The 13,782-nt window shown below is 52.6% G+C and carries 12 protein-coding genes; 10 read left to right on the plus strand and 2 right to left on the minus strand.

Annotated elements, in window-relative coordinates:
- The first annotated feature begins 10 nt into the window (after window positions 1-10).
- From M1L61_RS09735 to M1L61_RS09770, 8 genes are all read left to right on the plus strand, one after another.
- The gene (locus M1L61_RS09735; protein ID WP_161771291.1) at window positions 11-553 is read left to right on the plus strand and encodes a hypothetical protein; all 543 of its coding nucleotides are present in this window, start codon (window positions 11-13) and stop codon (window positions 551-553) included.
- Complete coding sequence (locus M1L61_RS09740) at window positions 550-3,363, plus strand: type IV secretion system DNA-binding domain-containing protein (protein ID WP_180872402.1); 2,814 nt, start codon at window positions 550-552, stop codon at window positions 3,361-3,363. The genes M1L61_RS09735 and M1L61_RS09740 overlap by 4 nt, the downstream gene beginning before the upstream one ends.
- A 103-nt stretch (window positions 3,364-3,466) precedes the next feature.
- Window positions 3,467-3,973, plus strand: a complete 507-nt coding sequence (locus M1L61_RS09745) for a hypothetical protein (RefSeq protein ID WP_248854661.1) — start codon at window positions 3,467-3,469, stop codon at window positions 3,971-3,973.
- A gap of 101 nt (window positions 3,974-4,074) precedes the next feature.
- On the plus strand, window positions 4,075-4,644 hold the full coding sequence (locus M1L61_RS09750) for a hypothetical protein (protein ID WP_248854662.1): 570 nt from the start codon (window positions 4,075-4,077) through the stop codon (window positions 4,642-4,644).
- Window positions 4,641-5,270: a hypothetical protein gene (locus M1L61_RS09755; protein ID WP_248854663.1), complete on the plus strand. Its 630-nt coding sequence runs from the start codon at window positions 4,641-4,643 to the stop codon at window positions 5,268-5,270. The genes M1L61_RS09750 and M1L61_RS09755 overlap by 4 nt, the downstream gene beginning before the upstream one ends.
- Window positions 5,271-5,748: 478 nt before the next feature.
- Window positions 5,749-7,122 (plus strand): type IV secretion system DNA-binding domain-containing protein, encoded by a 1,374-nt coding sequence (locus M1L61_RS09760; RefSeq protein ID WP_248854664.1) that lies wholly within the window; start codon window positions 5,749-5,751, stop codon window positions 7,120-7,122.
- 91 nt (window positions 7,123-7,213) lie between these two features.
- Window positions 7,214-10,036 carry a MobF family relaxase gene (mobF, locus tag M1L61_RS09765; RefSeq protein ID WP_248854665.1) on the plus strand — a complete coding sequence of 941 codons (2,823 nt, stop codon included), beginning with the start codon at window positions 7,214-7,216 and terminating at the stop codon, window positions 10,034-10,036.
- Window positions 10,037-10,097: 61 nt separating this feature from the next.
- A complete protein-coding gene (locus tag M1L61_RS09770) occupies window positions 10,098-10,583 on the plus strand; it encodes a hypothetical protein (protein WP_161771277.1) in 486 nt (161 codons plus the stop codon).
- Between the two features lie 45 nt (window positions 10,584-10,628).
- Here the strand turns inward: M1L61_RS09770 and M1L61_RS09775 are convergent, their stop codons facing one another.
- Entirely contained in the window at window positions 10,629-11,051 is a 423-nt protein-coding gene (locus tag M1L61_RS09775) for a hypothetical protein (RefSeq protein WP_161771275.1), read from the minus strand.
- A 1,001-nt stretch (window positions 11,052-12,052) separates the two neighbouring features.
- Here M1L61_RS09775 and M1L61_RS09780 point away from each other — a divergent pair.
- Both M1L61_RS09780 and M1L61_RS09785 read left to right on the plus strand, forming a co-directional pair.
- Window positions 12,053-12,238, plus strand: a complete 186-nt coding sequence (locus M1L61_RS09780) for a hypothetical protein (RefSeq protein WP_248854666.1) — start codon at window positions 12,053-12,055, stop codon at window positions 12,236-12,238.
- Complete coding sequence (locus M1L61_RS09785) at window positions 12,231-12,578, plus strand: hypothetical protein (RefSeq protein ID WP_161771271.1); 348 nt, start codon at window positions 12,231-12,233, stop codon at window positions 12,576-12,578. The genes M1L61_RS09780 and M1L61_RS09785 overlap by 8 nt, the downstream gene beginning before the upstream one ends.
- Window positions 12,579-12,668: 90 nt before the next feature.
- On the opposite strand, the gene M1L61_RS09790 is transcribed toward M1L61_RS09785, so the two are convergent.
- The gene (locus M1L61_RS09790; protein ID WP_248854667.1) at window positions 12,669-13,661 is read right to left on the minus strand and encodes a hypothetical protein; all 993 of its coding nucleotides are present in this window, start codon (window positions 13,659-13,661) and stop codon (window positions 12,669-12,671) included.
- Window positions 13,662-13,782: the final 121 nt, after the last annotated feature.

The raw sequence follows: 13,782 nt of genomic DNA on the forward strand, positions 1-13,782 counted from the left end.
CGCAGCCTTCGTGTTGCGCTTTTTGCTTTTTGGCTTATTGCTGATCTACCACTCAAAAAAACAGGAGATCAGTGTGTTCGAAAGTCTATTCAGTCAATTCAGAACAAAGGTGAAGAGCGCAGACGGCTCGCGTTGGATGCACCTTCATGGAAGGTTGCTTATCGGAAGCGTTGAAAGCAAGGGTCTGGGTCCGTTGCACCCCGATGTGATTCGCACTTACTACTACTTCCACAAGGACCGCTACCCGCTAGACGGGGTCATGACTCAGGCGGGATGGGGGAGAGACTGTCAAAGAGCTGACATACGTCGCCGGGTTGAGACGGGTTATGTCGGTGTCTATGCATGCTTGCTTAGCACAGCCATGATCACTGCCATGCTACTTGCCTTCATGATGATGCTGGGCCTGGGTTCTCTTGGAAGCAAGGTAGGTAGTGCAGTTGGTCTCGCGCCGTCATATCAAGCTTGCAAGGCGCAGTATCAGAAATCAATCGAAACTGGATCAGATGTTAATCCGAAGTGCCAAGAGGTGATGGAAAAGGCGGGTGAACTATGATCCCGACTATCTTTCAGGTGCTGAGTGTTCTCGGCAAAGTCCCAGGCTTGAAGCGATTTGTTGATGTTGAAGCGTCCATCCAAGAACGCACCAGTGAAGAAATTCATGAAGTTGTCGGCGCGTTCGATGACTTCATCAAAGTTCCAAGCAACATCTTGGTCGATGTCAGAGAGGAAGATCAGGCCATTGTTGAGGCGTATGGGGCGATCCAATTTCCGGATGGGTCCTGGCACGTAAGCGATGATTTGAAGCATTCGAAGGATCTTGAACCGTGGATGCCAGACGCCACTGATGACATGATCGTTCGCTTTGAGAATTCCAAGATCACGCGCTCTGGCAAGCCGATGGACGGCGTAGTGCTACCTCAAGACACGATAACTGGATCCGTCTCCTCGGCGATGCCATTAATGTTCGCAGCACTTCCCGTTATCGCTTGCGCGGCCTTCATTCTCAGTCGCTTCTTCGGTATCTATGGATACCTGGCTCTTCTTGCAGCAGTGCCGTATCTCAAAGCTATTCGTGTAGACAAGTCAGCTTCTCATGCCATTGGTTCATTCTTTTGCTTGCTGATCGGTCCGCTACTTGTTGGCATTCAATCGCTGGGCGGTGCAGGCGTGACGGCCCTAAGAAGTCTCCTGTCCGGTCCCGGTTTGATTCCTCTAGGAATAGTGTTTTTGGTGGTTGTTACCCTCACGTTTGCTTGCTGCTATTTCAGTAGCAAGCAAGGAACTAAGCATGAGAAAGCACTCGATTTGTTCGCGAGAGCGTTGAAGGTCGAAGTCTCATTCGTTGTCTATGCCGTGGCTGTGTCGCTCCTCCCCGCTCCATTGAGCTTGATCTTTATCTTTGCAGTGCCGAACTTGTATTGCATCCGCTACACACAGATTGAGCGCGAAACTCGCACGTCTGAGACATCGTCAAACAGCAATCACTTTACGGTCGGTCGTCACGAGAAGACTGCTCGCGGAATGATGAAGAAGCAGTGGATCGCTCAGGCGCTGCGTGCACTCAGTGATAAGACGCCTCTTATCCCTTTGGGAAAAGCCACTGGCTTCTTGTTCAACAAGATGTATCGTTTTGCGCCAGTTCCAGGAAAGATGCTTGTTGCTTCGCTAAAGGACACTTCTCAGCACATCCTAGTCATCGGAAAATCCGGTGGTGGCAAGACCTTCTGGTTGAGAAAAATCATGGCATTGGTGAAGCTGACGAAATGGGCCGGGGCCATTGTCGGCGACGGCAAGAACGTCCTCGTTCGCGAAGTGATCAGCTTGATGGATATCGTGATTGAGCCAGGGATTAACCTGTCCCTCAGCCAAGGAATGAACGCTCAACAGCTAGTTCAAGCGTTCAGAGAATTGAAGCGCAAAGGCAAGATGTCGGAGGATGAAAGCAGCTTCTGGACAAGCATGGGTTTCATCGTCTTAGAGCACGTTGCCATGATTGTTGAAGCGGCATGCGAAGCTGAAAAGTTTGTTCGCAGCAACAAGGCACTGCTGATCTCAGACGAAGAACAGCAATTGATCAAGTTCACTGCAATTGAGCGATTGGCTGAGTTGGAAGGTGATCAAGAGCGATTGACGCATGCAAGGAATGCAATTGCTGAGACCAGAGCAAACATTCGCATGCTGGAAGCCTCTCTGCAAAAACCACGCTCGTGTTACTGGACTATTGGGCAGATCCAGCGCTTCTTAAACGTGGTCAATCAGATCAAGCAGACCAAGGAGGGTTTTGAGCTTCACGAGGAATTCCGGGGTGCGTTCGACTTCATAGAACAGTCCGGTTACTTACAAGTCGCCGATGCAGCTAATCAGATCAACGGATCAGTCTCGTATTTTGTGAATACGTGGGCTGTGATGGCTCCTGAAACCCGCACGAGCATCACTTCAAACATCGACAATGCATTGAACGATGTCTTCCGTGGGCGACACCTCAAGAACGCTGATGGAGTTCTGTGGGCTGACACAGAGACAGGCATCGACTTCCAAGGCGTATTGACCGAAAAGCTCTGGATCGGTGTCAACTTGCCAACCATGGTCCATGGCGTGGGTGGACAGATCACAGCGGACATCGTGCGGATGCGAGTCTACAACCTCATCAAAAATCGACCAGTTAATTGGGCCGATCTAGAAGGGCATAATCCAGTGTTTAATTTCATTGATGAAGCACAATCTGTCATCGGAGAAGCGGAACGTGACTTGATCGCAATGGCCCGAAGCTTGGGCTGCTATTTCGTGTTCTTGACGCAGAACATCAGCTCATTCCTCGCCAATTTCAGCGAGCACGGGGCGCACAACTTGTTCGAGCTCTTTGCTACCAAAGTTCTTATGCAGAATGAAAGCTCACATAGCACCTATAAGTATTTCCAAGAAATGCTGGGCAAAGCTAGGCTCACGCCCTACAAGACCGCGTCAGTGGGGATCAACAACCAGGCTATGCTCCAGCGCTACGCCAACAGCGCTCTGGTTGACCCCGAGCATCCCGATGCTGTCTTCATGCAGAAGTTGAGAGAGAAAGGAGTCGGCGCGATACAGAACTCCTATGTCCACTCCGCTCCCAGAGAAATCGACGTAAAGGACGCTGCGCACCGCTTTGAAGACATCGCACGAATCAAGAACTTTGATCTTGAAACAGTGCAGGGCACTGAGTTGTCTTGGGTGATGGACGATGACGACTTTGCCAACACGCTGTTCCAGGGCCAGGCATTGATCGTCGTGTCTCGCGCTGGTTCAACGCGAACAGAGATCTGTGAAGTCGGAGGACTAGAGGCAGATCAAGTGGAGGATTTCATGAGAGAGAACAGTAGGGCCTGATTGCTCAGTCTCCATAGAATTAGCCCCGATTTCTCGGGGCTAATTGCTTTACAAGATCCCAAATTGTATTACGTTGGTTACACCCCAACATTGGAGATCATTCATGACAAGCTTTGCAGAAGCACAAAAGAGACGCAACGAGTTCTATCAAAACAACCCCGGTCCACAGGTGACAATGACTGATCAAGTCAAGTCATTTAAACAAGAAGAGCACAAGATCACTTCACATGTGAGCGATGCTCTGAGAACTGAACTTACTTCACTGTCTAAGAGTTCCGATCCGGAGTTGCTTAAATCCAAGGTTAGTCAGGTTGAATTCCAAAGCAAGCTGTCGGTCTATCGCTCTGACCAAATTGAAGAAATCATACATGCGCAAACGCAGAACGCGGAGCGCGTGTCACGCAGTCAGAACAACGACGGCTATCAGAAGCAGTTCATCAACAGAGATGGCATTGACGAAGAGAAGCAACACGAAGAGAAATTCAATGCTTTCATGCGTGAAAATGGACGTGTTCCGGTTGAAGGCGAGATGGAGAAATTCACTGCCAAGCCAACGCTGACTCAGTCGGAAAAGCCCTGGGAACAAAAGCCCAAAGCACAGTCAATATAAAATAAGGCCCTTCGGGGCCTTTTTCTTATACCTCCATCTCTTGACTTTAGTTGCATCTGCCTTTGACTGATTTTACTCAAACAAAGAACGGAGATGCACAAATGATCAATGCTATCGAACGCGTGCCAATCATGCAGCGTGACCTTGTCAGGATGATTGCCTGTTCTAATCCTTGGCAACAAAAGCTCTTTGAAGTGGCAAACACAGTGTGCTTGGGTAGGTCGGATGGTCCCCATGCCGTTGATGACATCACATGCGTTTTCCTCCATAACCTTTCGATGCTTGATCATCCGAGCGAGTGGATGGGTGATCATCGCTATGATTCATCTCGATATGTTGATGTGCTCACCAAGTTGATCGGCAGAGCGGACCTAAATGCCCGCTTAAGCAATGGTCGCAATCTCATGGACGTTCTTACGGCTGGAAATCGCTACCAGTTGTGGAAGTCAGTTAGTGAAGATATCCCTGATCTGGCAATAAAAGCCTTCAACCATGGCGCAAATGCATCACCTGAGGCCGCAAAAGCTATGATTTTGCCCATCTATTGGATGGTAAGCCCGGAGCACATTGACTACGAGTCAGATCATCTGAACTCAATTATTGATCGCTCGGCGTTGGAGGCAGAAGTGCCGAAATATCAAGTGGCTGTTAAAAAGCCGGTGCGCTTATGAAAAACACCCTTAAAAGGTTGCTTAGTGCGCGCAGGGTGTCGAACTGGGGCGGCTTTTGGATCCTTCGTCATAGTCATGACGGACGGCTTATCGACGTCATGGGTGGTTCGAGGCAGGTGAGCTGGCGTGGGCCTGAGAGGGCGCTCGTCGTTGAGGAGCTCGCTGAAAAGCTGTCAATGTGCTGTCCAGAGCTACACCCCGAAGAAAAGAACATCGAGTTAGCCGAAATGGCTGCCAAATCCCAGCATCAGGGCCCTGAGTCCTGCTTGTTCCGTGAAATGAGGGATCTGGTCGTTGATGGTGCCAATCCCGAATTTATGACTGAGCAAGGCAGCTATTTTCAACTACTCATGCGGTATTACTCCATAGCGCGTTCGCTAGAGCACGAGTATGACGCGGATGTTGTTGGGGACCTACTGCTCTGCCTGTCAAAGATCGATAACCTGGATGTCTCCTCCGGGAATGCGGATCTCGTCGCCGCCTTACTGAATTGCGAGAGTCTGGCAGGGTCACCGTTGATCACTGCTGACGATGTCAGGTCGTTGGCTGCAAGCAATGATCGAGCCGCTCTTGAACGATCCACTTTGCATGTGTTGGCGCAGCCACAAGCTTCCAGGCGTCTATGAAGGCTGCGGTCTACAACGCGTTCGGCAAGGTCCCGACCTCCATCCCGCCCAGCCAGCCAGTGCGGCGGGTTGACCATGGCGTAGCCCTGTTCCTGATCCTGCTCCTGACAACCTATCCAGGCCTCACCTGGATAGCCTGGCAGCTGCCCGGTAGCCCAGCGACCCCGAGTCTGGTCTTCGACCTCCTTGGCGCGCCAGCTGCGCTCCTACACTGGCTGTCTCTCGGCTCGCTCTTCAAAGCTCCATCTCACGAATACCTAAGCTTCCTGTGGGAGCCATGGAAGGTCTGGATCCGTGTTGGTCCATCCCTCGCACTAAGCCTTTCGCTTGCAACTTGGGTAAGTGCAAAGGCCCTGCAACCCCGATCAAACACATGGCATGTATCGGGCCCAAGGCTCCTGGAAGGGAGGGAGGCAATCCGAGAGGCACGTCGCCGGTCGATGAAGCCACGGATGATTAAGGAGGATGGATGGCTAGGATGAGCTTGAAGCTCCATCCGGAGCTGCACCTACCCAAGTCCCATTGGTCGAGGCACACGCTTTTACAGGGCTCGGTGGGAAGCGGTAAGACCCAGATCATGTTGCCGATCATTGAGCAGATCATCCGGGCCGATCACAAGCTGTTTTTGTTCGACACGAAGGGCGACTTCACGAGCTACTTCAAAAAGCCGATCATTGTTTGTCCCTTCGACGAAAGGAGCTATGTATGGGATATCGCAGCGGACTGTCGCTATCCACTTCAAGCTGCAATGTTGGCCGAGATCCTAATTCCGGGTAATGCAGACCAGAAGAACGGAGACTTCTGGACTATGGCAGCAAGGCAGCTACTTGTCGGTGCCATTCGATCTCTACAAGCCGAGAGGCCTCTCAAATGGACATTTGCTGATCTTGCTGAGCTCAAGAACCGCAACGCTGAGGACATGCTTCCAACGATCCAGGAGCACTTCGCGACTGCGACAAGCTTGGTGGAGAACACTGAGAGTCAGACCACAGCTTCTTTGCTTTCTACGCTTGTGGCTCAAACGAAGCTGATTGACGACCTTGCAATGGCCTGGCCTGTCAGGAAGGAGAATCGCCGATTTTCCATCACGGAGTGGGCTCAGGACGGTTACAAGGGGCGTAAGCAAGTGATCGTTCAGAGCGGCCCGGAAGAGGCTATGACGAAGGCCTACATCAGTGCCCTGGTCAACCTTGCCGTCCCCGAGATCATCTCGCCCAAGCTTCCAGATGCGGAGAAGGATCGCTTCATCGGTTTCGTGTTCGATGAGCTGGCGACGGCCGGTAGGCTCAACATTGGTCCACTGATCGACAAGGGCCGAAGCAAGGGTGTGGTCTTCATAGGGTGCTATCAGAACATCGCCCAAGTAGCCCAGGTCTATGGCGATAAATTCGCCGAAACGATGTCGTCTATGGTCGGCACCCACGTCATCTGTCAGTTGCAGATCGGTGAGACAAGAGAGAAAGCCGCCCAACAACTTGGCAAGCATCGTGTTGCGTATCGAACGCACGATGACAACGCTGTTGTTCATGAAGAGAGCAGGGCACTGATCAGCCCGGGTGAGCTTACAGACCGCCTTGGCCCGCGCAAAGGCAAGCAATACGGCCCGCATGGGTTTGGGGTGAGGGCAATTGTCCAGATGGGGGGAGACCCACTACTCCTAGACTTCCCCGGGGTCGTCATGAAGACCAAGCGTCCTGGGCAGATCCCCGCTCGATGGATGACTCAGCCGCACCAGCGCAACAGCAACACTCCGGCGCTTCCCGCACCTACCCAGGTTGCTGCATCTTCCAGTGCTCAGCCAAAGCGGGTGGGGATGACGAAAGAGGAGATCGATCAGTTCTTCCGAGAATGATGCAGAGCATACATACCCAACAACTGCCTTTGATCTTGACGTTTCCTGTGGATGCCTTTGACTGATCCCATTAAATTATGGGAGATCAGGCTTGATTGGAATTACAGGAATCACTGCGCAGGGCAGGAACAAAGACGGCAAGGCAGTCGTTGAATACCTGCTCGCTACCGAAGGCCTAATTCGCTACTACAACGGCGAGGTTCAAGAGATCTCGGCGTCATATTGGGGCGGTAAGCTCGCGCATGAAATGAAGCTCGCTGGCATTGCAGTAGACGGTAAGCACATGCTCTCTCTATGCGATGGCTTTCATCCCTTCACTCATGAACCGCTTTGCCAGAATGCCGGCGAAAAGCCGGTCCTGAAACCAAAGTTCGACGCTAAGGGCGCTCCGCTCCTGGATGAGGATGGCAACCAGGTCATGATTGAACAGGGCGGTCACCGAGTGGGATACGAGCTAACTTTCAGCGCTCCCAAGTCGCTCTCAACTGTCTACGCCTTGGGTGATCAAGAAGAGCGAGAGAAGATCTTGGAGGTTCAAAGGTTGGCCGTTGAAAAGGCATTTGCTTTTATCGAGAGCAAGGTTGAAACACGAAGGGATCACGCCGGCAAGACTGTTATCGAAGTTGAGGGCTTGATCGGCTCCTTACACCAGCATCTCAGTTCGAGAAATTTGGACCCTCAAGTCCACACGCACGTCCTGATCTATGCCGTTGCGAAGGGGGTCGATGGGAAGTGGGGGACTTACGACAGTCATGAGATCTTTGCTCACCGCAAAGCAGCAGATGAGATCTACAAGAACGAACTGGCAGCAGGCCTCAAAGCGCTTGGCTACGCCATCGAACAGCATGTTGAAGTCAATGCACTCGGTGAGAAGACCGGCGTTAGGACATGGGAAATCCCTGGCACTGATAAATTATCGAAGCTCTGGTCAAGTCGTCGCGAAGACATCTTGAAGCATCAACAAGAAAACGGCGGGACGATGCAGCAAGCGTCTCTTGCCACACGCAAGCATAAAGATGAGCCTACTTTTCTTGAGCTGGTTGAAGCCTGGAAACAGGATGCTATTGAGTTGAAGAAGCAGCACCCCGAGCTTCTGACGACCGTTGCCGAGATCAAACAACAGAAGATCACCACGGAATTCGTTCCAGCTACGGACGAAGAGATCTTGGAGCTTCTCCATGAGAACGAAGCAATCTTTGATGAAAAAGAGCTCCGTTTTCGGTTGGGACAGGCTAACTCGGGAATGATCGATTCAAGCCAACTGGACGTCATGGTGTCGGACTTCATCCAGCGCAACAATCTTGTGCGTGTCTGCCCGGAGCGGATTCACGTTGACGATATGGGCTCATCGCTGGCACGCCGACACACGGAGGAGCGCTTTGCAGCACCCTGGATGGTGTCCATGGAGCAGGAGATCTTGCACAAGACACTGAGCCGTGAAGGCGAGTTTTCCCAACATGTGCCGCTCGCCAAGCTCCAGGATGCTATCCAGGCCTTCGAGGCAGCTAAGGGCTTCCAGATCAGTCCAGAGCAGCGGGAGGCCGTGGAGCACCTCACCATCAACACGGGCGGTGTTGGCGTGCTTTCAGGGCTTGCTGGGACTGGTAAGACGACAGTGAGCCAGATCTATGCTGAGGCCTTCAAAGCTGATGGCCGCACAGTGCTTGGTGCTTGCGTTTCCAACGATGCGGCCGAAAAGCTCCACCAGGAATCGGGCCTTGCGTGCACTAGTGTTGCCAAGCTGATCAGTGACCTGGGCAAATCCAAGCTCAAGTTGACCGAGAAGCATGTTGTCGTCCTGGACGAAGCTGGGATGGTGGACAGCCGCCAGACTCGTGACCTGATGGCCCACTGTCAAAAGGCAGGAGCAAAGCTCATCTTGCAGGGTGACCAGGAACAGATCCAACCTGTCGGTGCAGGCTCGGGCATGTCCATTGCAAAAGATGCCATTGGCGACGCAAAGCTCACGGAGATCCGCCGTCAGAAGAATGCCCAGGATCGGCACACTGCCGGCCTGTTCTACAACTATGGCGCTGACGGCAAAGTGCGGAACGCCGATAAGGTGCAGTCACGCAGTGACATCATTGAGAAGAGCAAGAAGATCTTCCAAGCGCTTATAGACAATGGTCAGGTGGACGAATGGGCAACGGGCGAGCAAGCGAAGAAGGCTTGTATCAAAGCCTATTTCAACAGCTCTGCACCTACCCAAGAGCGTATCATTCTTGCTCACTCGAACGAGGATATGCAGGATCTCAATCGACGTGTTCGGCAGGAATTGAAAGCACGTGGGCAGGTAGAAAAGGAAGATTTCACCTTCCGCTCGATTGGGAAGAACAAGGTGTTTCGTGATCTCACATTGAGTCGCGGTGATCAGGTCATCTTCAACGTCAAAGACGAGGAACTTGGAGTGATCAACGGGACCAAAGGGACGGTGAAGAGCATCAAGCGAAGCAGTGCGGGTGGGGTGAGCCTTGGCGTCGAGATCGAGCGCAACGGGGTCACGAAGATGATTCGCTTTGACTCCCACCAATACAGTGCTCTTGATCTGTCCTACTGCTCGACGATCCACAAAGCCCAGGGGCAGGGCAAGACTGACATCTTCCATCTGGGACACGCCGGGATGACCGACAACCAAAGCGCCCTGGTGGCTTTTACCCGCCTAACGAAAGGCAGCTACACCCTGTTTGCCGATTCGATGAGCCTGGACCAGATCAAAGGGAAGCTTGGGCAACAACGGCTCAAAGAGAATGCCATCGAGGTGAAGAAACCAATGCGGATGAAGCAGCCGGACCTGGAGAACGAGTTTGAGCAGCTGGGTCGGCAGCTGGGACAAAAATTGAAGGTCAATTCCGATTTCGTGGCACGCCTTACCGCTCGTCGGCAAAGACAAGCCCGGGTTGCTCTAACACGTTGATTCTGCTCTAGATCTAGTGCAGCATGGCCTTGCCGGGGTTGGCCTGGTCAAAGGAATGGACATGAGCTTTCTTACCAAGTTCTCCAACATCTTGAACCAGCAAAACAAGGAGGCGGTCGATCAGGGGCTCGATAGCATTCACCGCGACCAAGTTGCCCATCAAGCGGACCGAGCGCGTGACTACCGTGGACAAGCACAAACAGCGCAGTTCCAAAACGTCCAGCTTGCGAACCAAGTTCACGATGCAGCTGCGGAGCTTGCCGTGGTCAAGGCACAGCTGGCAAAAGAGCGAGTGAAGACAAAGCTCTTCGAAGAGTGCTTGATCGGGGACCATGCGGTCATTTCGATGCTCGAAAGCGTGATTCGTGTGCTTCAACCATCAGATCTGAGCGATGAAGCGCTGCGGGAGCTTGTCAACGACAAGGTGAGCAAGGCGCGGGTCAATTCCGAAGTTGTTCAGGGCGGTAAGAATCGACTCACCACTTTCCAAGAGGGTGATGAGTTCTCTGATCACCCCGATGGTGGATTCTTCTACGAGTTCTACTGAGCACCTTCTCAATGAAAAAACCGCCGAAAGGCGGTTTTTTTTGCGTCAGGCTCCTGGAACTCGTGCGCGTCCAACCATTACAACGTGCTCACGAACGCGGGGGATGGCTTCTGATACGCGGCCTGCGAGAAGGATCAACGCTGGATCGCTGTTATACATCTTGACCCACATGCGCTCTCTGATACACAGATCAAGCACCCGAACCTGCTTAAGCAGTTCTTCGTATTCGGGGATTGCAAGTCCGCGAAGCATCTTGACGCTACCGAACAGCGATGAGCCCATGTCTTCCCAGAGCTCCGCTGACTCAGGCTTGCCGAATGCGCCTTGAACTCCAGCATAGACCATCATCCAACGCGCAAAATCTTCCGTTACATTGAGGTCCTTGCTGTAACGGTAGTAGCCATAAGCCTTGGACAAAATCCAAATTCCAGCCGCGCACAGGGCAACGGTCCCAATCAATTCAAGCATCCTTGCAGCATCCATTGATAATTGTGGGGCACTATACAACAGGCTCGCTGCGGCTTGGAGCTTAAGTCTCTAACAATGATTGCACGCGCATATTGCGGCCAAAATATTGACACCTGGCTGATTCACCTTTTGATGAGAAGACTCATCAGAGGAGATCACAATGAAAAACATCCCACATCCACATTTGCTCGCATCCATTGTGGCGAGCTTGGTCACTATGCTTGTGTTTTGGCCGAGCTATGGAGCCACAGGTGCTCAACTCTCTGCATACATGGCATCAGCTGTCCTTGCACTGACCCTATGCTTCATGCGCTTCAAAAAGATCATGGTTGCAGAACGGGCAGGAGCGAAGAGATGAAGTCTCGCGGCTTCGCACTCGTCGAGCTCAGCCTTGTCGTTGGCCTTGCTGCGATAGCCGGTGTAGGTGCCTGGATGACGTTTGGCCCAACTTCCGCAGGCACTAGGATCCAACAGGAGACGGCGAGTCTTACCCAACTGGTTGACGCAATCGCTGCTGATTACGCAGTTGCAGAAGGGCGCTATCAAAGCGTCAGCACAGCAAGTGCCGTTGAGCGTAAGTTGGCCCCGACTGCCTGGGTAGTCGGCCAGGGACTGCACTCCCGAAGCTTAGGCAAAGTCGGGCTTTCACCCATCCAAGGAGGGCAGGGCTTCCGAATAACCGCGACTGCCGTCCAGGCCGCACTTTGCCTAGGGCTGGTGCAGAGCTCTGCCAGGCCGTTTTCGGAAGTCCACGTCAATGGCGTGCTGGTCTACTCTCGCCGATCTCTGAATCAGACCGCGTTAGCAGAGAGCTGTGCTGAGGGTGGGGAAGTCACGTTTGACCGGATCTAGCCTGTGACAAAGCTATAGCGATGGTGCCTGCATCCGTCTCGACGAGTGAGACTACGGCATCGTATGCTTGGGCTTCAACCAACAGTGGAAGTAGGGGGCGCGACGTGTCAGAAGGAACGGGGGGCTCGGGTTCGGGCGGAATTGTCGGAATGTTGATGCTGGTTTTCAGCATCATGATGAAAATTTGGGATTCCATCCCAGAGAAGCAGCGGGAAAGAATAATCGCAACTATAGTCGAAAGCTTTGCGAAAACATTCGAGGCTTTTTTTGACAAGTTCCACGCATGGGTTAAAAGCGACAGCGCCGATACTGCTTCGGAGATGACTCATGAATGATCGTAAATTCTCATTGTCGAGCTTCATTGCTGAAAGCAGTGCCGCAGCTGGTAAAGCGCTCCCAGGCCCATCGGCATCATCCAGTGGAGAGCTTGGACAGGTGGCGACAAGAATCACGGACGGCATTTCACCGATCTTGGCGATTTCTGGGCTCAAGAAATCTGAGCAGCAGAAGTTCGAAGAGTCAGCCGTTGATCTCGTCACGTCCTCGGAATTTATCGATGGACTTAGCGAAAAGGTCGGGGTTCCGCTTGAAGGCGAGACCAAAGAGCAGTTCGTTAGCCGAGCGAAGTCGGAATTGCGAACCCTCCTGACTCAGAAGTTGCTCAAAAAGAAGTAGAGAGCAAGTGCAGCTGCTTTCATAGAACCCGTCTTCACGACGGGTTTTTCTTTGCCAGACTTGCGACTGTGCGCAAGCAGAACGGTCGGCTTAGAGCAGTCCAAGCGCTTGACGAGCACGCACGATCAGCATGTCCGCCTCACCATTGGGCATGGTCTCAGCGGTGAATGGTGCGTTGACGAAGTAGCCTTCATCTTGGGGCCTGATGTTGACGCCGGCATTGATATAGCTCTCGATGACCACTTGCTTAAGCTCATCAAAGACAGCGAGTCCTGCCTTGTCATCCATCCGATTCCAAGTGCTTCGCAGTGCTGTCCAGAATCGAGGGATCAACTCAGTAAGCCCTGAATCGTCATAGGTCGGGCAGAGCACCTTAAGGTCCGTCTCGTCCTGGTTGGCATCAAGGTGACCGAGCAGATACGAGGCCAATTTGAGAGGCATCGCCGTGTGCGTGCCCGCTTGTAGCAGGAGCGTGTCAACGCTGCCGTGAACGCGGAAGTCCTTAATCTTGTCCCTTGCTCGCTCAAGATACAGCCCAGCTGACTCATCGAAGTTCTTCGCGTATTGCTCCTTCAATGCCTTAACATCACCGATAAATCCGGTGAGCCGACATGCAGCATATTCCTCCCAAACGGCCGTTGCGGTGTGTAGGAATAGGTTGTCGGCGAAGTTGCCGTCCTTAAGCTTTTCATCAAGCCCTGGGGCTGATTCGTCTCTCCATTTCAGCTCTGCAACGTGACCAAGCTCATGGGCAATCAAGTGCAGTGCTTGTTGGTAGCCAGGGCTCGTGTTGTCAACGATGTCCTGGATGAAGGCTGCGCTGTAGACGACATGTGTCTTCTCGATTCCGTCTCTCTTCACGGTGACGGCTTTTGCGATGCATTCGACTTCCGCAGTTGAAGTGAACGAGGGCGGTGATACGCCTGGCTCACCCATGTCAACGGATGCAATGGCCGATGCAAGGTCATACCCGACTGTCACACCTGCCAGTCTTTCGAGGTCCAGGACACGGCTGCATGCGGCTAAGGTAGAGCACAGATGCTCACCGAACGTCTGCGTAAATTCCTGATCTTGGAATCCCATGAGTGAGATCCTAAGATCCTTCGGGAGGGTAGGCGGTGGTAGGGTCTGCTCTGAGTGATCGTCCATTCTGATCTCCATCACCACGGGGATTGGCGCGCCTCTGTAGTGTATTTCAAAGTGT

The sequence above is a fragment of the Stenotrophomonas sp. NY11291 genome, from assembly GCF_023277365.1.
GTDB classification, from domain to species: domain Bacteria; phylum Pseudomonadota; class Gammaproteobacteria; order Xanthomonadales; family Xanthomonadaceae; genus Stenotrophomonas; species Stenotrophomonas geniculata.

What these genes read in the sequence shown, in the direction of transcription:
- M1L61_RS09740 (WP_180872402.1), top strand. Translation starts at nt 550, where the DNA reads ATGATCCCGACTATCTTTCAGGTGCTGAGTGTTCTCGGCAAAGTCCCA.
- M1L61_RS09745 (WP_248854661.1), top strand. Translation starts at nt 3,467, where the DNA reads ATGACAAGCTTTGCAGAAGCACAAAAGAGACGCAACGAGTTCTATCAA.
- M1L61_RS09750 (WP_248854662.1), top strand. Translation starts at nt 4,075, where the DNA reads ATGATCAATGCTATCGAACGCGTGCCAATCATGCAGCGTGACCTTGTC.
- M1L61_RS09755 (WP_248854663.1), top strand. Translation starts at nt 4,641, where the DNA reads ATGAAAAACACCCTTAAAAGGTTGCTTAGTGCGCGCAGGGTGTCGAAC.
- M1L61_RS09760 (WP_248854664.1), top strand. Translation starts at nt 5,749, where the DNA reads ATGAGCTTGAAGCTCCATCCGGAGCTGCACCTACCCAAGTCCCATTGG.
- M1L61_RS09770 (WP_161771277.1), top strand. Translation starts at nt 10,098, where the DNA reads ATGAGCTTTCTTACCAAGTTCTCCAACATCTTGAACCAGCAAAACAAG.
- M1L61_RS09775 (WP_161771275.1), bottom strand. Translation starts at nt 11,051, where the DNA reads ATGCTTGAATTGATTGGGACCGTTGCCCTGTGCGCGGCTGGAATTTGG.
- M1L61_RS09780 (WP_248854666.1), top strand. Translation starts at nt 12,053, where the DNA reads ATGTTGATGCTGGTTTTCAGCATCATGATGAAAATTTGGGATTCCATC.
- M1L61_RS09785 (WP_161771271.1), top strand. Translation starts at nt 12,231, where the DNA reads ATGAATGATCGTAAATTCTCATTGTCGAGCTTCATTGCTGAAAGCAGT.
- M1L61_RS09790 (WP_248854667.1), bottom strand. Translation starts at nt 13,661, where the DNA reads ATGGGATTCCAAGATCAGGAATTTACGCAGACGTTCGGTGAGCATCTG.